Source organism: Rhizobium sp. PP-CC-3G-465, assembly GCF_004343445.1.
Lineage (GTDB): Bacteria > Pseudomonadota > Alphaproteobacteria > Rhizobiales > Rhizobiaceae > Ferranicluibacter > Ferranicluibacter rubi.
In genome coordinates, this window is record NZ_SLYH01000005.1 from 135,136 (window position 1) to 156,014 (window position 20,879).

Genomic DNA, 20,879 nt, shown 5'->3' on the forward strand with positions numbered 1-20,879 from the left:
GTCGCTCGTCCTGCAAGGACGTTGCGAGACTGTCGGCTTCTCAGCCAACGCCGATACTGCCCCTATCAAAAGGGGAGGTGATCAAGGTCGGTGATGGTCTTGATCAGGTCATGACGGGCCGGGCCTTGCGACCCGGCCCAACGCTCAGCCGTGCGCGATCATGATATGGCGCACGGCGGTGTAATCCTCGAGCGCATAGACCGAGAGGTCCTTGCCGTAGCCCGACTGCTTGAGGCCACCATGTGGCATCTCGTTGACGAGCGCGAAGTGGGTGTTGATCCAGGTGCAGCCGTATTGAAGCCGACCGGCTGCCTGCATCGCGCGCGAGATGTCTTTCGACCAGACGGAGGAGGCGAGGCCGTAATCGCTGTCGTTCGCCCAGGTCACCGCCTGTTCGGATTCCTTGAAGCGCGTGACCGAGACGACCGGACCGAATACCTCGCGGCGGACGATCTCGTCGTCCTGCAGCGCGCCGGCGATGACGGTCGGCTGGAAGAAGAAGCCATCGCCTGGTCCGCGCCCGCCGCCGGTCGTGACTTCCATGTGCCGCGCCTCGCTGGTGCGCTCGACGAAGCTCGACACGCGGTCGCGCTGGCGGGCAGAGATCAGCGGACCGATCTCGTTGTCCGCATCGTTTTCCGAGCCGAAGGTAATGCTGGAGACGGCCGAGGTGAGGTCGGCAACCAGTTTCTCGTAGATGCCGTCCTGCGCGTAGATGCGGCAGGCTGCCGTGCAGTCCTGGCCCGCATTGTAGAAGCCGAAGGTGCGGATACCGGCGACAACCGCTTCCAGGTCCGCATCGTCGTAGACGATGACAGGCGCCTTGCCGCCGAGTTCCAGATGGGTCCGCTTCACGGTCTTGGCCGCCGCGGTCAGCACTTTCTTGCCGGTGGCGATATCGCCGGTGATCGAGACCATCGCGATTTTCGAATGGTTGATCAGCGCATTGCCGACGGTTTCGCCACGGCCGAGAATGATGTTGACGACACCTTCCGGCAGGATGTCGGCCAGCAGCCGCGCCATCTTCAGCGCGGTCAACGGCGTCTGTTCCGACGGCTTGAAGACGACCGTATTGCCGCCTGCAAGCGCCGGCGCAAGCTTCCAGGCCATCATCATTAGCGGATAGTTCCAGGGTGCGATGGAGCCAACGACGCCGATCGCATCACGCCGGATCATCGAGGTGTGTCCGGGCAGGTATTCGCCGGCCACGGGGCCGCTCAGCATGCGGATGGCGCCGGCGAAGAACCGCCAGCAATCGACGATGGCCGGGATTTCGTCGTTGCGCACGGCATGCAGCGGCTTCCCGCAATTCAGCGCTTCGAGGCTCGCGAAACCGTCCGCGTCCCGCTCGATCGCATCGGCGATCCGCAGGAGATAGGTCGAGCGCTCAGCCGGCGTCGTGCGCGACCATGTGGTGAAGGCACGTTCAGCGGCGGCTACCGCCGCATCGATCTGCCCGTGCGACGCCTCGGCGAGCTCGAGGATCTTCGCCCCTGTTTTCGGGTTGAGGATCTGCTCTTCCGCCTCGGTGCCCGGCTCGAAGCGCGCGCCGATCAAAAGGTCCGTGTCCATGGTCGATCTCCTGTTCAGGTTCGGGTCATTTGCCGGCGCCGGCGATACGGTCGCCGTCGCGGGTGAGGAAGTAGGCCGCAAGGATCGGCAGAAGCGTCACCAGCACGACGACCATGGCAACCACATTGGTCACCGGCCGCTGCCGCGGGCGGATCAGCTCCTCCAACATCCAGATCGGCAGCGTCGATTGCTGGCCGGCGGTAAATGTCGTGACGATCACCTCGTCGAAGGACAGCGCAAAGGCGAGCATGCCGCCGGCCAGAAGCGCCGTCGCGATATTGGGCAGAATGACGTAGCGAAAGGTCTGAAAGCCATCGGCCCCCAGATCCATCGACGCCTCCACAAGCGAGCCGGACAGGCGGCGGAAGCGGGCAACCGCATTGTTGTAGACGACGACGATGCAGAACGTGGCATGGCCGAGCACGATGGTGAAGAACGAGAACGGGATATCCGCCATCGAGAAGGCGGACCTGAGCGCAATGCCGGTGATGATGCCGGGAAGCGCAATGGGCAGGATGACGAGCAGCGACACCGCCTCGCGCCCGAAGAAGGCCGAGCGGGAGACGGCGGCGGCACAGAGCGTGCCGAGCACGAGGGCGATGGCGGTCGCAAGGCTCGCCACCTTCACCGATAGCATCAGTGCTGCCCAGACATCCGGCCGGTTCCAGGTGACGGCGAACCATTGCAGCGTCAGTCCTGGCGGCGGAAAGCGATAGCTCTTCTCCTCGGTGGTGAAGGCATAGAGGAAGATCAGCAGGATCGGCAGATGCAGGAAGAGCAGGCCGAGGCAGGCGGAGATCTTCAGGGGCAGCGGCGCCCGGTCGAGGCGATCAGAGCGCATCGAAAGCTCCCATGCGGCGGGCGGCCCAGAGGTAGACGCCCATGATGACGATGGGCACCAGCGTGAAGGCGGCGGCGAGTGGTACGTTGCCGGCGGTGCCTTGCTGCGCATAGACCGCCTGCCCGATGAAGAGGCGCGAGGAGCCGATGATCTGCGGGATGATGTAGTCGCCGAGCGTCAGCGAGAAGGTGAAGATCGAGCCGGCGACGATGCCCGGCAACGCGAGCGGCAGCAGGACATGGCGAAAGGTCTGGCGCGGATGGGCGCCGAGATCGGCTGAGGCTTCAACGAGGCTCCCGGACACGCGTTCGAGCGCTGCCTGGATCGGCAGGATCATGAAGGGCAGCCACACATAGACGAAGACGAGGAAGGTGCCGGTATAGCTGACCGAGAGCGAGTTGCCGCCGATAACCGGGATCGCGAGCCAGGCATCGAGAAGCCAGAGCAGATGCAGCTTGGTGAACAGCCAGGTGAGAATGCCCTCCTTTGCGAGGATCAGCTTCCAGGCATAGATCTTGACGAGATAGCTCGACCAGAGGGGGAGCATGACGCCAAGATAGAACACCGCTTTCCAGACGCCTTGGGCATAGCGCGCGGCGTAGTAGGCGATGGGAAAGGCGATGACGATCGACGCCAGCGTTACGCTTGCCGCCATCAGCACCGTGCGCAGGATGATGTCGAAGTTCGCATCCGAAAACAGCTGCCGATAGGTGGCAAGCGTCGGCTCATAGGTCACGAGGCCAGAGAAATCGTCGATGGCAAAGAGGCTCTGGGCGAGGAAGATCGCGAGCGATCCGAGATAGACCACGCCGAGCCAGAGGAGCGGAAGGGAGAGAAGCAAAGCGAGAAACAGCTTCGGATGCCGCCAGAAAACATCCGACAGGCGAGCGGCGCTATGCCTATTCGACGTCATCACCGCGTTCGTCTGGTGGACCTGCGAGGCCATCGCCATCAGGCTTCCTCCATCACGTGGAGGTCCTGCCGGTTGAAGGCGAGCGTCACCGGTTCGCCGGCGGCGGGTATGGGCGTTCCGGCCGGAAGCGAGGCGACGATGCGCTCGCCGCCGCAATCGAGCGTCAGCCGGTTGATGGGCCCCAGAAAGCTTGTGGCGATCGGTACGCCGGTGAGGCCGAGTTGGCCATCGGTTGGCGTTCCCAAGAGGAGCGACTCCGGGCGCAGGCTGGCGGCAGGGGCATCGAAACCGAGCTGCCGGCATTGCGCACGGGAGAGAACATTGGAGGAGCCGACGAAATCGGCAACGAAACGCGTCTTCGGACGGCGGTAGATCTCTTCCGGCGTCCCCACCTGCCGCACCTTGCCCTCATGAAACACAGCGACCCGGTCGGCCATGGACAGGGCTTCGCTCTGGTCGTGGGTGACGAAGATGAAGGTGAGGCCGAGCGTCTTCTGCAGGGTCTTCAGCTCCTCCTGCATCTGCTCGCGCAGTTTCAGGTCCAGTGCACCCAGGGGTTCATCGAGCAGCAGTACGCGCGGCCGGTTGACGAGCGCGCGGGCAAGGGCCACGCGCTGGCGCTGGCCGCCGGAGAGCTGACCGGGTTTGCGCACGCCGTAGCCCGGCAGTGCGACCATCGCTAGCGCCTCTTCCGCCGCCCGCCGCCGCTCCGTCTTACCCATCCCCTTCACCATCAGCCCGTAGGCCACATTGTCGAGGATGGAGAGATGCGGAAACAGCGCGTAGTCCTGAAAGACCGTGTTGACGTTGCGCCGGTAGGGCGGCACGCCTTCCGCGGTCTCACCGAAGATTTCGATATGGCCGGATGTCGGTTGTTCGAAGCCCGCAACGAGCCGCAGGCAGGTCGTCTTGCCGGAGCCGGAGGGCCCGAGCATGGCAAAGAACTCGCCTTCCGCAACCGCGAGATCGACGCCATCGACGGCGCGCACGCTGCCGAAATGGCGCGAAACGTTTTCGAAGAGGATGGCGGTCATGGGATGTCCTGTTGGGGCTGAGGGTGTCATGGATATCATGATTGCAACCAGAGGCGCCCCTCATCCCGGCTGCCGCCACCTTCTCCCCGCCTGCGTGGAGAAGGGACTCGTGGCATGGCATTCGCCACACATCAAAGCACCGGGCAGGCCACATCCCCTCTCCCCGATTGGCAGGAGAGGGCTAGGGTGAGGGGCAGAGGAACCCGCTCGCGCTTATAGAAGCAGCGTTTGAAAACGCCGCGACCTACCGCCCGCCGATGACGCCGATATAGTCCGACACCCAGCGGTGATAGGGCACGCACTCGCTCTGGCTGGCGCATTTGGCGACCGGCGTCTTCCAGAACTTCACCTTCTCGAAGTTCTCGTATCCATTGGTCTTGCAGCCTTCGTCGGTCAGCAGCGCATTGCCCTTGCAGGCCGCACCGACGGAGGGGTTGGCGCCGAACCAGGCGGACACGTCGCCCTGCACCTTGGGCGAGAGCGAATGCTCCATCCACATATAGGCGCAGTTCGGGTGAGCGCTCTCGGACGAGAGCATCGTCGTGTCGGCCCAGCCGGTCGTGCCTTCCTCCGGGAACACGGCGGCGATCGGCTGCTTCTCTGCCGTCAGCAGGTTGACCTGAAACGGCCAGGAGCCCGAAGCCACGACGCCTTCGTTCTTGAAGTCGTCGATCTGGATCATGGCATCGTGCCAGTAGCGGCCGACGAGCGTGCGCTGGACGCGCAGGATGTCGAGAGCCGCCTTGTACTGTTCCTCGTTGAGCTCGTAGGGGTCCTTGATGCCGAGTTCCGGCTTGTGCGCCATCAGGTAGTTGGCGGCATCCGCCACATGGATCGGACCGTCATAGGCCTGGACGCGGCCCTTGTTGGACTTGCCGTCCGGCAGGGTCATCTCCTCGAAGACGACCTTCCAGCTCTTCGGCGCCTCGCCCTTGAAGGCTTCGGTGTTGTACATCAGCACGTTAGGACCCCAGACATAGGGCGTGCCGTAATGGGTGCCCTTGACCGTGTGCCAGGGGGCATCCTGCATGCGCGTGTCCAGCGTCTTCCAGCTGGGAATGAGGTCGGTGTTGATCGGCTGCACGCGCTTGCCGGCCACGAGCCGGAGCGAGGCATCGCCCGATGCGGTGACGAGGTCGAAGCCGCCTTCGTTCATCAGCGCGACCATCTCGTCGGATGTCGCGGCGGTCTTTACGGAGACCTTGCAGCCGCTCGATTTCTCGAAGTCGGTGACCCAGTCATAGGCCTTGTCGGTCTCGCCCCGCTCGATATAGCCGGCCCAGGCTACGATCGACAGCTCGCCTTCACCCGTGCCGAGCGCCTTCAAAGGCTCCTGCGCAATGGCGGACGTGGCGAACGCAAGCGAGAGGGCAAGGGTGGTGCAGGACTTCAGAATCTTGATCATCTGTGGTCTCCCGGTTCGGCCGTTGTTCGGCTCGTCTGTTCCCGAAACGAAAGGTGCTGCGCTTCCGCCGCATTCGCAAATTCATTAAACAGATAGCCGGTATCGGTTTTACCGATATCTAGCTGCGTCCGCGGCTGCTGCGCAGGGTTTCCACCACGCCGATGAAATCGCGCGCGGACTGGGGCAGGCTCGATCCCTTTCGCCACACCATGCCGACCTGCACCACGGGCAGGGCGCCGGAGACGTCGCGGCTCTCGATCCGGTCGCCTTCCAGCGACCAGGGCCGGTAGACGAGATCGGGGAGAAGGGCGATGCCGGCCCCGGTCGCAACGAGGCTGCGCACGGCTTCCACCGAGCGGGTCCGGAAGGCTACATGCGGACGGGCGCCGAGGGCTGTGAGCAGCTTGCCGGTATTTTCCTCGATCTCGTCCACGGTCAGCATGATCAGAGGTTCCTGTGCGACGTCCGAGATGGAGATGATATCGGCCGAGACGAGCCGGTGGCCGAGGGGCAGCCAGAGCCTGTAGGGCGACGTCTCGATGATCTCCGCCTGCAGCGCCATGCGATCGCGCAGGTTGGAGATGACCATGACGGCGACATCGAGTTCTCCGCCGACGAGAAGGTGTTCGAGATAGGAGCCATTGTCCTCGATGGCGCTGACATCGACGGAAGGGAAGGCGCGTCGATAGCGCGCCAGAAGGTCCGACAGGACATAGCCCGCCACCAGCGACGTCACGCCGAGATTGAGCTTGCCGGTTCCGGTTTCCGGAGCATGGGCGAACGAGCGGCGGGCATCCTGAACGCCTGCTAGGATCTTTGTCGCATGGCGCAGGAACTGATGGCCGTTATGGGTGATATGCAGGCCGCGCGGATGCCGGTCGAAGAGCGCGACGCCGAGATCGCTTTCGAGCTCCTTGATCGCCTCGGTGATCGAGGATTGCGAGATCGACAGGTTCTGTGCCGCCCGGGTGACGGACCCCTGTTCGGCAACGGCAACGAAGAACTGAAGCTGACGGAGCGTGAAGGCCATCTCGCATTTATCGAGATGTCATCGCATGTTGGCAAGTCCCGCCGTCGTCGGGACGGTGTGGGGGCGCTCGACATGCCGCTTGACGGCGCGCGTTCGTGCCACAGGTTCCAGCCCATGAAGGAACCGCGCTATACAAAATCCGACCTTCCGCAAAAGACCTGTGCCGCTTGCGGCAGGCCGTTCGCTTGGCGAAAGAAGTGGGCGCGCGATTGGGAGAACGTCAAGACGTGCTCCGAGCGTTGCAAGGGTGCGCTGCGGCGGAAGAATTCGACAGGCGGCTATACTGCGTGATATCGGCGCCATCACGAAAGCATAATCAAGCGCTACGTCACGAAGAAATCCATTGAATGAGGTCGAACTATCGAATGTTCGGGCGTTTTGCTGCGCTGCACGAATTATATTATAGTTTACTATGCTATCGATGGCGCTCACTTTATACTTTTTCATTATTGATAATTTTATAATTGTGTAACAGGATTTACGCATCCTCTGCAGAGCTCTTAAAGCTGAAATCTGGATCGCGCATGTGATTCCTTCCCAAAGTAAAAGTCTGGACGCCAATGCCGATCTCCAGGCATTGGACGATGCGTGGCGGCTTGGATGCTCGGGCCGGTCGAGCCTTGCCCTTGAGATTTCGCTGTCCGTTCATGAGGCATCTTTGCTCCGTAACGATCTGCCGTTGACGGCGCGCAGCGCGCAGGACATCGCATGGTACTGCTTCCAGATCGGCAAGCCCGAGATGGGCCTTCACTACGCCTCCCAGGCGGCGGCTGGTTGGCGAGACCTGGAGCAGCCCGCGCTTGAGGCCCAGGCCCTGAGTATTCACGCTTGGCTTCACCTTGAACTCGGACAGATGGAGGAAGCGGTCACACTGGCGGCGGAGGCCCTCGATATTGCCGACCACAGCGGCGACCTGCGGTCGCGCTCACTCGCCATCAATGTCACCGGCGTCATCTTCTGGATGTCCCGGCAACCGCCCCTGGCCATCGACTATTGCGGCCGGGCGGTCGCACTGGCGCGGGAGGCCGGCGACGCGAGTTTTGAGTGCTGGTGGCTGATCAATCTCGGCGGCTCTCATGCGGAGGCCGCCTATCTCGCTTTGGAAATGGGAGACCGGGCGTCTTTCGATGCCGCCATCGGCCCGGCGATCGACGCGACCCGAAGCGCTTACAGCCTTGCCCAGTCCCTCGGTGACGGCTGGGCGGAGCGTCTTTGTCTCGGCAACCTTGCAGAATACTTCAATGCGGCCGAAGACTTCATCGGCGCGGAACAGTTCCTGGCGCATTTTCGCGCTATCACGAGCGAGGACGACGCGCGAGGCGAGGGGCACTATCTCGATATTCTCGGGCGGACGCTCGTTTCGCTGAAGCGCTACGAGGAGGCGCTGGTGCCCCTGCAGCATGCATATGCGCTCGCAACCGTGAACGGCAATGTCGAAACCTTGATGTTTGCCTGCCTCTACCTTTCCAAGGCGCATGAACATCTCGGCGCTTTCGAGCAGGCGCTCGACTTCCACAAGCGCTATCACAGCCTCCACCAGCAGTTCACGGCCGAGCGGACGCAGCGCAATGCGCGCCTCGCCGATATCCGCTACGAGACCAAGAAGCTGAGGATGTTGCTCGACACGGAGGCAGGACGCACGGCCGAGATCGCCCGGTCATTCGAGGCGCTGCAGCAACAGACGACCATTCTGACGGCGGCGGCGAACACCGATCCCCTGACGGGCCTCGGCAACCGTCGCCGCCTGGAGGCCATGCTGGATACGGTCGATGCGTCGTGCGACGTCTACGCATTGGCCATCCTCGACGTCGATCACTTCAAGACGATCAACGATACCCACTCGCACATCATCGGCGATCGCGTGCTGATCGCGCTCGGCGCATTGATCAAGGCCTCGGCGCGCGGATCGGACCTTGCCGTCCGCTTCGGCGGCGAGGAGTTCGTCGTGCTGATGGTCGGCGTGACGTCCGCGCAGGCGAAGAGAGCGGGCGAACGCATCCGCCTGAAGGTCGCTCGCCACGACTGGTCTGCGGTCGCGGCCGGGCTCGCGGTGACGATCAGCATCGGCATCGCCGTGTCTGGCGAAGGCGACGACGCACCGGAGATCCTGCAGATCGCCGATCGCAATCTCTATCGCGCCAAGCAGGCCGGCCGGAACAAGGTCGTCGCATCCGGTGACGCCTCGCCCGTTCCCGGGCGCTGATGGCAGAACGGCGGTGGAAAATGCGCGCGCGGACGGTCGTGCCACCGCAGCCGCACTATACTCCCCGGCAGGCTCGTCTATAGATTCCCGCATGAAGGCGCAGGTCTGTCGGATTGAGGCCGGGACGGTGATGTGCGCGACGAGGATGGGGATGGCGAGATGGCGTCGATGACGATGGACGAAGCGCTGGATCGTGCCGGCACGGGTCGGTTCCAGCGCAGGCTGCTCGGCGTGTTCGGTCTCGTGTGGACGGCCGACGCCATGCAGGTGCTGGCCGTGGGCTTCACCGCCGCATCCATCGCGGCAACCTTCGAACTGACCGTGCCGCAGGCGCTGCAGACCGGCACCTTGTTCTTCCTCGGAATGCTCATCGGCGCCGTCGTCTTCGGGCGGCTCGCGGATCGTTGGGGGCGTCGGCGCGTGCTTCTGCTCACCGTCGCCTGTGACGCCGTCTTCGGGACGCTCTCGATTTTCGCGCCGGACTTCACGAGCCTGCTCGCCTTGCGGTTCCTCACCGGCATCGCCGTCGGGGGCACGCTGCCGGTCGATTACGCCATGATGGCGGAGTTCCTGCCGGCGCGAAACCGCGGTCGCTGGCTCGTCATGCTGGAAGGGTTCTGGGCCGTGGGCACGCTGGCGATCGCGCTCGCCGCCTGGGCGGCAAGCGTCGCCGGCGTGGCGGATGCCTGGCGCTACATCTTTGCAGTCACGGCGCTGCCCGCCATCATCGGCGTCGGCCTGCGCATCTTCGTGCCGGAATCGCCCTACTATCTTCTGCGTGCAGGCCGGACCGAAGAAGCGAAAGCCATCGTCAACCGCATGCTGGTGATGCATGGCAAGCCTGCTCTCACGGCCGGCGAACAGCTGGTCGCGGCACCGAAAACGGCGTCCGAAGGCGTCTTCTCGCCACCCCTGCGCCGCCGCAGCCTGCTGATCCTCGCCGTCTGGTTTCTGGTCTCCGTTTCCTATTACGGCATCTTTACCTGGATGCCGGCGCGCCTTGCGAGCGAGGGCTTCGGCTTCGTGCGCGGCTATGGCTTCCTGGTGTTCGTAGCGCTGGCGCAGATCCCCGGCTATGCGCTCGCCGCCTTCGGCGTGGAGCGGTGGGGACGGCGGCCGACGCTCATCGGCTTCTGCCTTCTCTCCGCACTCGGCTGCCTGCTCTTCGTCCTGTCCCCGGACAATCTCCTGATCGGGGCGTCGCTGCTCGTGATGAGCTTCGCGCTGCTTGGAACATGGGGTGCGCTCTATGCCTTCACCCCGGAACTCTACCCCACGGCCTCTCGTGCGACCGGCATGGGTGCCGCAGGCGCGGTCGCGCGGCTCGGTGGTCTCATCGCTCCGACGCTGATGACCTTCGTCGTGACCTTCGGGGTCGGTGTGGCGGTCGGGCTCTTTGCAGCCCTCCTGGTCTGCGCGGCTTTCGCAGCCCGTCTGATCGATGCGGAGACGCGGCAGGCGTCGCTCGCCTGAAGCGTTATCGGCAAAGCAGTCCCGTCAGGACGCCTCGGCCTCGGCAACCCCGCCCTCTGCCTTGATCCAGGCACGCGTTTCCCGCAGCACCTCGTCGGAAAGCTCAGGGTCGACGATGGCGCGAGAGAGGATGATCGCGCCGACCATCGCGGCCCAGCTGCCGATGACGGCTCGTCGCATTTCAGGACTCGTGTCGCCATCCTCCGCCCGGCTCATGCGCGCGATCTGCGTCTGCAGGCCCTCCGTGATCGCGGCTCGCGCCGCGGTGCCCTGATGACGGCTTTCGGCGCTCAAGCCGGCGATCGGGCAGCCGGCGCCCGGATTGTCGCGATGACGCGGGGTGAGATACTGATCGAGATAGGTCGAGATATCCTGCGTATCATCCGCCTGCGCGCGGAAGGTGCTGGCCAAGGCCTGGGCCACCAGATCGTCTTTCGACGTGAAATGGCCGTAGAACCCGCCATGGGTGAGGCCGGCGGCCTTCATCACCTCGGAGACGGTGACCGCTTCGAAACCCTTTTCCCGGAACAGCCTGCTGGCCGCATCCAGAATCCGCAGGCGGTTTTCCGCCATCTGTTCCCGACTGACCTTCATGTCGATCGTCTCCCAAGCCCTTGCCGCACATCGCCGTGCCGGCAGCAATCATGATTGTTGTCATCATTGTAAAGCTTGCAACCTGCGAAGGCAATGGCCGGCCTGCGGTGCTTCCAACCGCATGTCCCGCCAAGCACCTGGTCGGCACGGACACCAAACCGGCATTCTTCCGAATAAAGCCGTTGACAGTTTCATGATGATCATCATAAATAATCCGCAGATGACCACCGTCATCATTAGAACCTATTCGCAAAGCGAGAGTGCATCTTGTCCAAACTCCCAGCAGTTCTCATCACCGGCGCATCCACCGGTATCGGCGAAGTCTATGCCGAGCGTTTTGCCCGACGCGGCCATGACCTCGTTCTTGTCGCTCGCAACAAGACCCGGCTCGATGCCGTCGCGGCGCGGCTGATCCAGGAAACCGGCGTCGCCATCGATATCCTTCAGGCCGACCTTACCCTCGTGTCCGACCTCGAAATCGTCGAGGCGCGTCTCCGCGACGACACGACGATCGGCGTGCTGATCAACAATGCCGGCGGCAATCTGCGTGGCGGCTTCCTCACCCAGAGCCCGGACGACGTGGCCCGGCTGGTGACTTTGAACACGACCGCCGTCGTTCGTCTGGCCAGCGCCGTCGCACCGCGTTTTGCCGAAGCCGGTACGGGCGCCATCGTCAATATTTCGTCGGTCGTGGGTCTTGCACCCGAATTCGCCATGTCGGTCTATGGCGCCACCAAGGCTTTCGTCACCTTCCTGTCGCAGGGCCTCAGCGTCGAGCTCGGTCCGAAGGGCGTCTATGTCCAGGCCGTACTGCCCGCCGCCACCCGCACCGAGATCTGGGAGCATTCCGGCATCGACGTCAACACGATGAGCGGCGTCATGGAAGTCGCCGAACTGGTCGATGCCGCGCTCGTCGGCTATGATCGCCGCGAAGCCGTGACCATCCCGCCGCTACCCGATGCTGGTCAGTGGGAGACCTATCAGACGGCACGTCAGGCGATGCTTCCGAACACCCGGCAGGAGCATGCTGCCGAGCGCTACCGCACCGCCGGCTAAGGCGCAGGCTGACATTGTCTTCAACAGGAAAACCAAAATGACATTCAAAGCTCTGCTCACCACAAAGGATGGTGACGTGTTTTCCACGAGGGTCGTTGACCTCACCGAAGCCGACCTGATGGACGGCGACGTGACGGTGGACGTGGATTATTCCACCGTGAACTACAAGGACGGGATGGCGATCACCGGTCGCGTTCCGGTCATCGAGCGCTTCCCGCTCGTGCCGGGCATCGATCTTGCCGGAACGGTATCGGCATCGTCGCATCCCGATTTCAAGGTTGGCGACCGCGTCGTCGCCAATGGCTGGGGCCTAAGCCAGAGCCATCATGGCGGCTTCGCCCAGAAGGCCCGGCTGAACGGTGATTGGCTGGTCAAGCTTCCCGACACGCTGTCGACCAAAGATGCCATGGCCATCGGTACGGCCGGTTATACCGCCATGCTCTCCGTACTGGCGCTCGAACACGGCGGCATCACCCCCGACAAGGGCGATGTTCTCGTGACCGGCGCCAATGGCGGCGTCGGATCGGTCGCCATCACCCTCCTGTCCGGCCTCGGATATCGCGTCGTTGCGTCCACCGGACGCCTTGAGGAAGAAGCCTATCTCCGGGAACTCGGGGCAGCCGATGTCATCGACCGCAAGACGCTTTCGGAGCCGGGTGCGCCCGTCGCGACACCGCGCTGGGCCGGGGCGATCGACAGTGTCGGCAGCCACACTTTGGTGAATGTGCTGGCGCAGACGAAGTACCGCGGCGTCGTCACGGCCTGCGGCCTGGCTCAGGGCCGCGACCTCCCGGCCACGGTTCTGCCGTTCATCTTGCGGAACATTACGCTTGCCGGTATCGACTCGGTCAACGCTCCGCAGGCTGTGCGACTTCAAGCCTGGGAGCGCCTTGGGCGCGATCTGGATCTGAAGAAGCTTGCGCGGACGACGACTGTCATCGGATTGGAGCAGGTGCCGGCTGTCGCCGAGAGCATTCTGGGCGGGCATGTTCAGGGCCGCACGGTCGTGGACGTCAATCTGTAAGTCAGACGGCCGGCCTTTTCGGGGCCGGCATTCAAAAACGACAAAGGCCGCGTGTCGACGACGACGCGCGGCCTTTGTTCGTTTGGGATCGTTGAATGATCTCATGGCCTCGCAGACGACCTACCGCCCCTCGATCGCATGTTTCGCGGCAGAGTCATGTGCGGAGTCCGGGGTGGGGATGACGCCGAAGACATTCACGTTGAAGAGCGCCTTGGACTGGGCGATGGAGGGTTCCTCTACGCCGCGGAACTGCCGACGCCTCTTGATCGTCCGGCTGGTTCCGAAAACGACAAAGCCAGCACAGGCAAGGCCTTCGGCGGTGGCGTCGCCAACCCCCAGGATGCACCCGTCACGATGACCGTCCCGGATTTCAGCGCCGGATGCTGTTGTCTTATCGGATTTTATTGATATTATTATGGTCATAATTTTATAGCTATATGAGGGACGCGTCATGCGATATGAAAAAGGCCGGAAGGATGCCTCGCGCCGCCGGATCATGGATGTTGCCGTCGAGCGGTTCCGCACGGATGGCATCGCAGGCTCCGGCCTTGCGACGATCATGAAGGATGCCGGGCTTACGAACGGGGCTTTCTATCCGCACTTTCCTTCCAAGGCCGATCTGGTTCGCGAAACGGTGTCGGATGCCCTGAGCCAGCAGGCCACGTGGCTGCGCGGTGTGCTGGACGAAGGCGGCCTCGACCGGATCGTTAATATCTATCTCTCGCCCGATCACCGCGACGAGCCGGGGAAGGGTTGCGCCTCGGCAGCACTCCTTCCGGAGCTTTCCCGGCAGCCGGAGGAAACGCGCGGTATGTATGCCGAGCAATCCCACGTCCTCGTGCTTCAGCTTGCGCACGCACTTCCGGCGGATGTCGAGAACAGGGAAGATGTGGCGACGGCGATCTTCGCTTTGCTGATCGGAACGCTGCAGCTCTCACGCGCCGTCGATGCCAAGGTCTCGGATCGCATCCTGCAGGCTGGGAAAGACGCGATCGGCGTTCTGGTCGGCCGTTCGCGCACGTCCGCCCCTGAAGTGGAATAACCTCGAGCTCCTCACGAAAACCGTGCGAAGCATCGCCCTCTATACGCATAAAGCCCTATCGAAGGGCGCAGCAAACCGGAGATAACGCGTCAAAGCCTTGGTCGAAACGGGACGCGCCAAGGGCAAGGTCGTGATCAAGATCGGATATCCGCTCAAGAAGATCGTAGCGGGTTGGGGATGCCTTACCCGCTACGGTCGATTCCAGCGACGATCAGCTCTTCGGCTTCTCGTGATGACCGCCGAAGGCAAAGCGCATGGCGGACAGCAGCTTGTCGCCGAACTCGGCTTCGCCCTGCGAGGTGAAGCGCTGGTAGAGCGCAGACGAAAGAACAGGCACGGGCACACCGGTGTCGATCGCCGCCTTGACCGTCCAGCGGCCCTCGCCGGAGTCCGACACCCGGCCGCTGAAACCGGCAAGCTCCGGGTCCGTCTTCAGCGCGCCGGCCGTGAGATCGAGCAGCCAGGAGCTGACGACGCTGCCATGGCGCCACACTTCGGCGATGGCGGCGAGATCGAGATCGAACTGGTAGTATTTCGGCTGCTGCAGCGGGCTGGTTTCCGCATCGGCAGCGCGATCGGCCTTGCCGGAATTCGCCGCTTTCAGAAGGTTCATGCCCTCCGCATATGCTGCCATCATGCCGTATTCGATGCCGTTATGGACCATCTTGACGAAGTGGCCGGAGCCGCTCGGTCCGCAATGCAGATAGCCGCGATCCGCGGTCTTCATGTTTTCGCTGACGTCGGCGGGATCGATATCGCCGCCCGGCGCGAGCGTCGCGAAGATGGGGTCGAGGTGGCGCACGGTATCGTCCGGTCCGCCGATCATCAGGCAATAGCCGCGATCGAGACCCCAGACGCCGCCGCTCGTTCCCACGTCCACATAGTTTAGCGACCGGGCCGAGAGGCGCTCGGCGCGATCGACATCGTCGTGGTAGAAGGAGTTGCCTCCGTCGATGATGATGTCACCGGGCACCATATGGGCTGCCACGCGCTCGAGGTTCTCATCGGTGATCGCCGCCGGCAGCATCAGCCATACTGCGGCCGGCTTTGCGAGCTTCGACACCAGCTCGTCCACAGAGGCGGCACCCACGGCGCCTTCCGCAACAAGTGCTGCGACACTCGCCGGGTTGATGTCGTAGACGACGCATTCATGGCCCCCGCGCAGCAGGCGGCGCACCATATTGGCGCCCATCCTGCCCAGTCCCATCATTCCGATCTGCATTGGATTGAAACCTTCCTGCTTCTGTCGCCGGTTGCTGGCGGCAGGTTTAATGTAGGCCGTTTCGGGTCCGAGGGAACCTCCCGCCGGCGATGGTTCGCGTGCTTCCGTCATGTCGCGGAACTCAGGCGCGCCTCCGTCAGGTCGATCTCGCGCACGATCCGGCGCGCCATCTCGTCCGGTAGCTTGCGCGCGCGGGCCATTTTGAGAATCTGGTCGCGCTCTGCGCGGGCGCCGGCAAGCCGCAGGATCCGCTCGATCTCCTCCACCTTGCGGATCTGGTCGTTCTCGTCGCCCGAGCGAGAGCGCCCGTCGATGCGCTGGCGATAGACCTCCATCAGGCGCGTACCGACATCGGCATAGAGATCGGCATCGTTCCGGCCGTTGCCGAGACGATGTTGCGTGGCTTCGATGGCCTTGATCGCGGCTTCCGCAGCGGCGATGCGGGCATCGTCCTCCTCGCGCTGATGGGAGGGCTCGGGCGGCAGTTCGAGATCCTGCAGCAGCGCCGGCAGCGCGATGCTCGCCGCCACCAGCGAGACGATGATCACGCCGGCTGCCAGAAAGATCACGAGATCACGGGCGGGGAAGGGCGCACCGTCGTTCATGACCAGCGGCAGAGTCAGAATACCGGCGAGCGTGATCGCGCCCCGCACACCCGCGACCGAGATCGCGATGACGAGACGCCAGCTCGGCTTGTGGATCACCTCTCCACGACGGGCCGCCTTGAACAGGGTGAAGCGCAGCGACACCCAGACCCAGGCCAGTCTGAGGCCTGCGAGTGCCAGCGTGATGGCGACGACGTAGTAGCCGAGCCAGATCGGGTGCAGGTGACCGGTGTCGCTGACGATGCGTGCCGCGCCCGAGGCGATGCCCGGAAGCTGTTCGCCGAGCAGCACGAAGATGATGCCGTTCATCGTGAACTGGACCGTATCCCACACGGCGGCGCGGCGTACACGGGTGACGGCGAGCACCTTGCCGCGCTGCTCCTCGTAGCTCATGGCGATGCCGGCAGCGACGGCGGCGAGAATGCCGGAGCAATGCAGGTGCTCCGCCAGCAGATAGGCACCGAAGGGAATGAGGATGCTGATGAGGATCTGCGAGCCGGTCTCCTCGCCAAGCTTGCGCGAGACGATGTCCTTGGCGCGCGTCACCAGCCATGTCACTCCGAGACCGATGGCAACGCCGCCGATCGCAAGCCACAGGAACGTCAGCACCGCCTCGCCGGCCGAAAACGTGCCGGTGAGCGTGGCGGCCACCGCAAAGCGCATGCAGACGAGGCCGGAGGCATCGTTGAGGAGCGATTCCCCTTCGAGGATATGCATCACCCGCTTGGGAATTGGTACCCGGGCCGTGATCGCGGAGACGGCGATCGGGTCGGTCGGCGAGAGGATGGCGGCGAGGGCGAAGGCGACGGGAAGTGGGATCGCCGGCACCATCCAGTTGATGAAGAAGCCGATGCCGAGAACCGTGAAGATGACGAGCCCGAGTGCAAGCTCCAGAATTGTGGCTTTGTCGTGCAAGAGCCCTTGCTTGGGAATGCGCCAGCCGTCGAGAAACAGCAGTGGCGGCAGGAAAAGCAGGAAGAACAGCGTCGGCTCCAGCGTGATCGCGGAACCCGTAACCGTGGCCAGCAACGCACCGAGCCCGATCTGCACGAGCGGTACCGGCACGGCGATCGGCGACATCCGCGCCAGCATGCCGCTGATCACCACGGCCAGCAACAGGAACAGGGAGATCGTCACGCCTTCCATGATGGTCCTTTCATCCGTCGCAAGGTTCGTTCGTCCTTCAAGGTCAGGCGCCCAACCCGACCGTGACGTCAGGCGTGCCATCCGACCGGTCGTCGGCCGGGCCCTTGCGCCGCGATAGATTGAGCGCCGTGTTGATGACGCCGATATGGCTGAAGGCCTGCGGGAAGTTTCCGAGCAGGCGCTTGTCCTTCGGGTCGTACTCCTCGGAGAGAAGCCCGACATCGTTGGAAAGCGCCAGCAGGCGTTTGAACAGCGCCTCTGCATCCGCCCGACGGCCGATAAGGTCGAGCGCATCGGCGAGCCAGAAGGAGCAGGCAAGGAACACGCCTTCGTCCGACGGCAGCCCGTCATCGGTCTCGCCGGTGCGGTAGCGAAGGACGAAGCCGTCGCTGGTCAGATGACGTTCGATGGCCTCCACCGTGCCGACATAGCGCGGATCGTCGGGCGGCAGGAAGCCGACCATGCCGATCTGCAACACGCTCGCATCCAGCGCTTTCGAGCCATAGGCCTGAACGAAGCTGTTGAGCGCGGGATCGAAGGCCTTGGCGCAGACCTCTGCATGGATCTCGTCGGCGACCTTGCGCCAGCGGCGGGAAGCGTCGTGCTCTCCCGCCTCTTCTGCCATCAGCGCCACTCGGTCGAAGGCGACCCAGGCCATGACCTTGGAATAGGTGAAGTGCTGTCGCTCGCCGCGAACTTCCCAGATGCCCTCGTCCGGATCGCGCCAGACGCGCTCCAGAAACGGCATGAGGACATCGCCGATCTCAGCCCCGCGGGGGTGACGCGCAAGGCCACCCTTGGAGGCCTGCATCAGCGCGTCGGCGACCTCGCCATAGACGTCGAGCTGGAACTGTTCGGAGGCGGCATTGCCGATGCGCACCGGCTGCGAGCCCTCGTAACCCGCAAGCCATGGGGCTTCCCATTCCCGGAGATTGCGCTCGCCCGCCACGCCATACATGATCTGCATCTGCTCGGGAGCGCCCGCCACCGCGCGCAGCAGCCAGTTCCGCCAGGCGCTCGCTTCTTCGTAGTAGCCGAGCTTCATCAGGGCCAGAAGCGTCAGCGTCGCATCGCGAAGCCAGCAATAGCGGTAGTCCCAGTTGCGCGTGCCACCCAGTTTCTCCGGCAGCGACGTGGTAACGGCGGCCACGATGCCGCCGGTCGGCATGTAGGTCAGGGCCTTCAGCGTGATCAGCGATCGCTTGACCGGCCCCGTCCACCCGTCGACATCGGGGCAACGCCCGGTGAACTCGCGCCAGAAGCTCTCCGTTGCTTCCAACGCGGCTTCCGCATCCACCGGCTTCGGCCGTGGCAGATAGGAAGAGCAGAAGGTCAGCGCGAAGGTCAGCCGATCGCCCTTTTGAACGGTAAACGCGCCTGTCACGCGGCTGTCATCGCCGGTGAGCGGAACGGCCGAATGCAGGATCAGCATATCCGGTCCCGCAACCGCCGTGATGACGTCCTCCTCCTCGAACGACATCCAGGGCACGGTCTGCCCGTAATCGAAACGCGCCATGAACTCGAAATCGAAGGCAATGGTGCCCTCTATGCCCTCAACGATGCGGATGATGTTGCTCGACCCGTCCCGGAGCGGCATGAAATCGTGGATGACGGCCTTGCCCGTTGCCGTCTCGAACGTCGTCTCGAGGATCAGCGTATCCTCGCGGTAGGCGCGCCGCGTCCGGAAAGCGCCGTCTGCCGGTGCGATCTTCCACCGGCCGTTCGTCTCGTCGCCGAGAAGGGCCGCGAGGCAGGCTGGCGAATCGAAGCGGGGCAGGCAGAGCCAGTCGATCGAGCCGTTTCTCCCCACCATCGCTGCGGTCTCGCAATCGCCGATGAGCGCATAATCCTCGATCCTTGTCGACATTCGACATCCTCCGGCAGCTCATGCTCGTCAGGCCAGCCTTGCGGATGGCCCGAGCGGTGACACCGCTAAAGCATTGAAGCGGAGAGGTCGAGCGTTGCGATTCTCGCGGATCTGTCTTATATGTAGGTACGTTTCTACATCGAGGTCCCCATGAAGCACACCCGACTTTCGAGCCGCGAACTCAATCACGATGTGAGCAGCGCCAAAAAGGCGGCGCTGAAGGGGCCGGTCGTTATCACCGACCGGGGGCGCCCGTCGCATGTGCTGATGACTTACGAATCCTATGAACGCCTGACCGGCAAGCGCCGCAGCCTCGTCGATGCTCTCTCCATGCCGGGCCTGTCGGATATCGATTTCGACACGCCACGCGCAAACATCGCGGGTCGCGACGTGGATCTGTCTTGAAATATCTCCTCGATACCAACGTCATTTCGGAACTGCGGAAGCTCGGTGACGGCAAGGCGGATGAAAACGTGGCGGACTGGGTTCGGGGGCAGGACCCCGACGATCTCTGCCTGTCCGCCATCACCATTCTGGAGCTGGAACGCGGCGTGCTCGGCGTCCAGCGCCGCGATCCGGCGCAAGGCGCGCGGTTGCGCACATGGCTCGATCATCACGTGCGGACGGGGTTCTCTGGAAGAATCCTCGCCATCGACGATGCGATCGCGACCCGCTGCGCGCATCTCCACATTCCCGATCGGCGCAACGAGGCGGACGCCCTGATCGCTGCCACGGGTCTCGTCCATGGCCTCTCCGTCGTCACACGCAACATCCGCGACTTCGAAGGCACCGGCGTCGTCGTGATCGATCCCTGGCGCGGGTGAGATGCATCGTCGATAGACACGGACGCGTCAGTAGTTGCCCCCATCGCCGCCATCCGGCTGGTGGGCCGGCAAGGCCGGCTCGGGATCGACGGTCGGTTGAAGGTTTCGCAGCATCTCTGCCGCGTGGCGAAGCCCGCGCTGCCAGTCGTCCGCTGTCAGCTGCTCCGCACCGGAAGACACGCGTTCCAGCCCGGTCGCATCCCCTTCATCGACGATGCTCTGTTGCGCGCGAAGATCCCGGATCTGGCGTAGGGCCGCGTCGATCAAGCGCGTGACATCCCGGTGTTCCAACGTCTCCACATCGTTCGACGCCGTTACCAACTCGACGATCAGTTCGTTCACCGTCTCCATCCCATCGTCCTTTCCGGGGCACACCCCGTTCGCAGTCTTGAAATGTGATCATCCCGCGGTTCACAGAAGGCCCGAAATCTCAGGCCTTTCGGCACCGGCAGGCATCGTAACCTCCGGCAAACAGCCGGCCGGCCTGCATGCCGATTCTCAGCGGCACATCCCTGACATAGGCAACTTGCAGTGCAATGGCCATGGCGATCGACGCTTCTGCGCAGATCGCCGCGTCTTCCCCAGCATTGTGGTGCCGGAAGGTAAGGCCGAGGTGGCCGGCCAGAATGTTCAGGCGATGGGAGCCGAGATGCGGCCACACCCGCTGCGCCATCTTGACCGAACAGAGATAGGAGAGATCAGGATAGCTCTGCCGGTAGAGATCGAGGCAGGCGCGCCAGACGCTGAAGTCGAAGGATGCGTTGTGCGCGATCATCGTCGCGCCCCTAAAGTCGTCGGCAAACTCGTCCATGACCTCGGGAAATTCCCCGGCATCTTCCACATGCTCCGGCTGGATGCCATGGATGGCGACGTTGAAGGAGGAGAAGCGCATGTCCCGCGGGCGGATGAGACGTTCCTCGACCCGCACGACCCGCCCATCCTCGATCCACGCAAGCCCGACCGAGCAGGCGCTGCCGCGTTGCTCGTTGGCTGTTTCGAAATCGATGGCGATCGTCTTCACGTCCGGT

At 63.6% G+C, this 20,879-nt stretch carries 21 protein-coding genes; 8 read left to right on the plus strand and 13 right to left on the minus strand.

All coding sequences use genetic code 11. From position 1 onward, the window contains the following. Window positions 1-144: 144 nt before the first annotated feature. From C8J33_RS18295 to C8J33_RS18320, 6 genes are all read right to left on the minus strand, one after another. Complete coding sequence (locus C8J33_RS18295; RefSeq protein WP_110801565.1) at window positions 145-1,572, minus strand: gamma-aminobutyraldehyde dehydrogenase; 1,428 nt, start codon at window positions 1,570-1,572, stop codon at window positions 145-147. A 25-nt stretch (window positions 1,573-1,597) separates the two neighbouring features. Then, entirely contained in the window at window positions 1,598-2,413 is an 816-nt protein-coding gene (locus C8J33_RS18300; protein WP_110737129.1) for an ABC transporter permease, read from the minus strand. Further along, entirely contained in the window at window positions 2,403-3,359 is a 957-nt protein-coding gene (locus C8J33_RS18305; protein WP_181425232.1) for an ABC transporter permease, read from the minus strand. Before C8J33_RS18305 ends, C8J33_RS18300 begins: the two co-directional genes overlap by 11 nt. A 5-nt stretch (window positions 3,360-3,364) precedes the next feature. Next, entirely contained in the window at window positions 3,365-4,360 is a 996-nt protein-coding gene (locus tag C8J33_RS18310; protein ID WP_132665007.1) for an ABC transporter ATP-binding protein, read from the minus strand. Between the two features lie 244 nt (window positions 4,361-4,604). After that, complete coding sequence (locus tag C8J33_RS18315; protein ID WP_110801567.1) at window positions 4,605-5,765, minus strand: ABC transporter substrate-binding protein; 1,161 nt, start codon at window positions 5,763-5,765, stop codon at window positions 4,605-4,607. Window positions 5,766-5,883: 118 nt separating this feature from the next. After that, complete coding sequence (locus tag C8J33_RS18320) at window positions 5,884-6,795, minus strand: LysR substrate-binding domain-containing protein (protein WP_110801568.1); 912 nt, start codon at window positions 6,793-6,795, stop codon at window positions 5,884-5,886. Between the two features lie 114 nt (window positions 6,796-6,909). Here C8J33_RS18320 and C8J33_RS18325 point away from each other — a divergent pair, with 114 nt between their 5' ends. The 3 genes from C8J33_RS18325 (at window position 6,910) to C8J33_RS18335 (ending at window position 10,471) form a co-directional block, all read left to right on the plus strand. Then, window positions 6,910-7,086 carry a DUF2256 domain-containing protein gene (locus C8J33_RS18325; protein ID WP_110801569.1) on the plus strand — a complete coding sequence of 59 codons (177 nt, stop codon included), beginning with the start codon at window positions 6,910-6,912 and terminating at the stop codon, window positions 7,084-7,086. Between the two features lie 367 nt (window positions 7,087-7,453). Continuing rightward, a complete protein-coding gene (locus C8J33_RS18330; RefSeq protein WP_245507210.1) occupies window positions 7,454-8,998 on the plus strand; it encodes a tetratricopeptide repeat-containing diguanylate cyclase in 1,545 nt (514 codons plus the stop codon). Window positions 8,999-9,157: 159 nt separating this feature from the next. Further along, the gene (locus tag C8J33_RS18335; protein ID WP_110801728.1) at window positions 9,158-10,471 is read left to right on the plus strand and encodes an MFS transporter; all 1,314 of its coding nucleotides are present in this window, start codon (window positions 9,158-9,160) and stop codon (window positions 10,469-10,471) included. Between the two features lie 24 nt (window positions 10,472-10,495). Here C8J33_RS18335 and C8J33_RS18340 read toward each other — a convergent pair whose 3' ends face one another. Then, window positions 10,496-11,065, minus strand: a complete 570-nt coding sequence (locus tag C8J33_RS18340) for a TetR/AcrR family transcriptional regulator (RefSeq protein ID WP_110801571.1) — start codon at window positions 11,063-11,065, stop codon at window positions 10,496-10,498. 267 nt (window positions 11,066-11,332) lie between these two features. On the opposite strand from C8J33_RS18340, the gene C8J33_RS18345 reads away from it, so the two are divergent. Together C8J33_RS18345 and C8J33_RS18350 are read left to right on the plus strand one after the other, a co-directional pair. Then, the gene (locus C8J33_RS18345) at window positions 11,333-12,121 is read left to right on the plus strand and encodes an SDR family NAD(P)-dependent oxidoreductase (RefSeq protein WP_110801572.1); all 789 of its coding nucleotides are present in this window, start codon (window positions 11,333-11,335) and stop codon (window positions 12,119-12,121) included. Between the two features lie 37 nt (window positions 12,122-12,158). Beyond that, window positions 12,159-13,145 carry an MDR family oxidoreductase gene (locus tag C8J33_RS18350; RefSeq protein WP_110801573.1) on the plus strand — a complete coding sequence of 329 codons (987 nt, stop codon included), beginning with the start codon at window positions 12,159-12,161 and terminating at the stop codon, window positions 13,143-13,145. A gap of 120 nt (window positions 13,146-13,265) precedes the next feature. Here C8J33_RS18350 and C8J33_RS18355 read toward each other — a convergent pair whose 3' ends face one another. Continuing rightward, window positions 13,266-13,568, minus strand: a complete 303-nt coding sequence (locus C8J33_RS18355) for a hypothetical protein (RefSeq protein WP_181425231.1) — start codon at window positions 13,566-13,568, stop codon at window positions 13,266-13,268. A gap of 28 nt (window positions 13,569-13,596) precedes the next feature. Between C8J33_RS18355 and C8J33_RS18360 the strand changes: the two genes are divergently transcribed. Beyond that, window positions 13,597-14,187: a TetR/AcrR family transcriptional regulator gene (locus tag C8J33_RS18360; protein ID WP_110801574.1), complete on the plus strand. Its 591-nt coding sequence runs from the start codon at window positions 13,597-13,599 to the stop codon at window positions 14,185-14,187. 211 nt (window positions 14,188-14,398) lie between these two features. On the opposite strand, the gene gnd is transcribed toward C8J33_RS18360, so the two are convergent. The 3 genes from gnd to C8J33_RS18375 all read right to left on the minus strand — a co-directional run bounded on the left by gnd (window position 14,399) and on the right by C8J33_RS18375 (window position 19,027). Continuing rightward, window positions 14,399-15,409: a phosphogluconate dehydrogenase (NAD(+)-dependent, decarboxylating) gene (gnd, locus tag C8J33_RS18365; RefSeq protein WP_132665009.1), complete on the minus strand. Its 1,011-nt coding sequence runs from the start codon at window positions 15,407-15,409 to the stop codon at window positions 14,399-14,401. Between the two features lie 107 nt (window positions 15,410-15,516). Continuing rightward, window positions 15,517-17,160, minus strand: a complete 1,644-nt coding sequence (locus C8J33_RS18370) for a Na+/H+ antiporter (protein WP_110801575.1) — start codon at window positions 17,158-17,160, stop codon at window positions 15,517-15,519. A 43-nt stretch (window positions 17,161-17,203) separates the two neighbouring features. Continuing rightward, window positions 17,204-19,027 carry a glycoside hydrolase family 15 protein gene (locus C8J33_RS18375; RefSeq protein ID WP_110801576.1) on the minus strand — a complete coding sequence of 608 codons (1,824 nt, stop codon included), beginning with the start codon at window positions 19,025-19,027 and terminating at the stop codon, window positions 17,204-17,206. A gap of 150 nt (window positions 19,028-19,177) precedes the next feature. On the opposite strand from C8J33_RS18375, the gene C8J33_RS18380 reads away from it, so the two are divergent. Beyond that, window positions 19,178-19,432 (plus strand): type II toxin-antitoxin system Phd/YefM family antitoxin, encoded by a 255-nt coding sequence (locus tag C8J33_RS18380; RefSeq protein WP_110801577.1) that lies wholly within the window; start codon window positions 19,178-19,180, stop codon window positions 19,430-19,432. Next, entirely contained in the window at window positions 19,429-19,851 is a 423-nt protein-coding gene (locus C8J33_RS18385) for a type II toxin-antitoxin system VapC family toxin (RefSeq protein WP_110801578.1), read from the plus strand. Before C8J33_RS18380 ends, C8J33_RS18385 begins: the two co-directional genes overlap by 4 nt. Before the next feature lie 27 nt (window positions 19,852-19,878). Here C8J33_RS18385 and C8J33_RS18390 read toward each other — a convergent pair whose 3' ends face one another. Both C8J33_RS18390 and C8J33_RS18395 read right to left on the minus strand, forming a co-directional pair. Then, entirely contained in the window at window positions 19,879-20,202 is a 324-nt protein-coding gene (locus C8J33_RS18390; protein ID WP_110801579.1) for a hypothetical protein, read from the minus strand. 79 nt (window positions 20,203-20,281) lie between these two features. After that, on the minus strand, window positions 20,282-20,872 hold the full coding sequence (locus tag C8J33_RS18395; RefSeq protein ID WP_132665010.1) for a 3'-5' exonuclease: 591 nt from the start codon (window positions 20,870-20,872) through the stop codon (window positions 20,282-20,284). Window positions 20,873-20,879: the final 7 nt, after the last annotated feature.

What these genes read in the sequence shown, in the direction of transcription:
- C8J33_RS18295 (WP_110801565.1), bottom strand. Translation starts at nt 1,572, where the DNA reads ATGGACACGGACCTTTTGATCGGCGCGCGCTTCGAGCCGGGCACCGAG.
- C8J33_RS18300 (WP_110737129.1), bottom strand. Translation starts at nt 2,413, where the DNA reads ATGCGCTCTGATCGCCTCGACCGGGCGCCGCTGCCCCTGAAGATCTCC.
- C8J33_RS18305 (WP_181425232.1), bottom strand. Translation starts at nt 3,359, where the DNA reads ATGGCCTCGCAGGTCCACCAGACGAACGCGGTGATGACGTCGAATAGG.
- C8J33_RS18310 (WP_132665007.1), bottom strand. Translation starts at nt 4,360, where the DNA reads ATGACCGCCATCCTCTTCGAAAACGTTTCGCGCCATTTCGGCAGCGTG.
- C8J33_RS18315 (WP_110801567.1), bottom strand. Translation starts at nt 5,765, where the DNA reads ATGATCAAGATTCTGAAGTCCTGCACCACCCTTGCCCTCTCGCTTGCG.
- C8J33_RS18320 (WP_110801568.1), bottom strand. Translation starts at nt 6,795, where the DNA reads ATGGCCTTCACGCTCCGTCAGCTTCAGTTCTTCGTTGCCGTTGCCGAA.
- C8J33_RS18325 (WP_110801569.1), top strand. Translation starts at nt 6,910, where the DNA reads ATGAAGGAACCGCGCTATACAAAATCCGACCTTCCGCAAAAGACCTGT.
- C8J33_RS18335 (WP_110801728.1), top strand. Translation starts at nt 9,158, where the DNA reads ATGGCGTCGATGACGATGGACGAAGCGCTGGATCGTGCCGGCACGGGT.
- C8J33_RS18340 (WP_110801571.1), bottom strand. Translation starts at nt 11,065, where the DNA reads ATGAAGGTCAGTCGGGAACAGATGGCGGAAAACCGCCTGCGGATTCTG.
- C8J33_RS18350 (WP_110801573.1), top strand. Translation starts at nt 12,159, where the DNA reads ATGACATTCAAAGCTCTGCTCACCACAAAGGATGGTGACGTGTTTTCC.
- C8J33_RS18355 (WP_181425231.1), bottom strand. Translation starts at nt 13,568, where the DNA reads ATGACCATAATAATATCAATAAAATCCGATAAGACAACAGCATCCGGC.
- C8J33_RS18360 (WP_110801574.1), top strand. Translation starts at nt 13,597, where the DNA reads ATGCGATATGAAAAAGGCCGGAAGGATGCCTCGCGCCGCCGGATCATG.
- gnd (WP_132665009.1), bottom strand. Translation starts at nt 15,409, where the DNA reads ATGCAGATCGGAATGATGGGACTGGGCAGGATGGGCGCCAATATGGTG.
- C8J33_RS18370 (WP_110801575.1), bottom strand. Translation starts at nt 17,160, where the DNA reads ATGGAAGGCGTGACGATCTCCCTGTTCCTGTTGCTGGCCGTGGTGATC.
- C8J33_RS18375 (WP_110801576.1), bottom strand. Translation starts at nt 19,027, where the DNA reads ATGTCGACAAGGATCGAGGATTATGCGCTCATCGGCGATTGCGAGACC.
- C8J33_RS18380 (WP_110801577.1), top strand. Translation starts at nt 19,178, where the DNA reads ATGAAGCACACCCGACTTTCGAGCCGCGAACTCAATCACGATGTGAGC.
- C8J33_RS18390 (WP_110801579.1), bottom strand. Translation starts at nt 20,202, where the DNA reads ATGGAGACGGTGAACGAACTGATCGTCGAGTTGGTAACGGCGTCGAAC.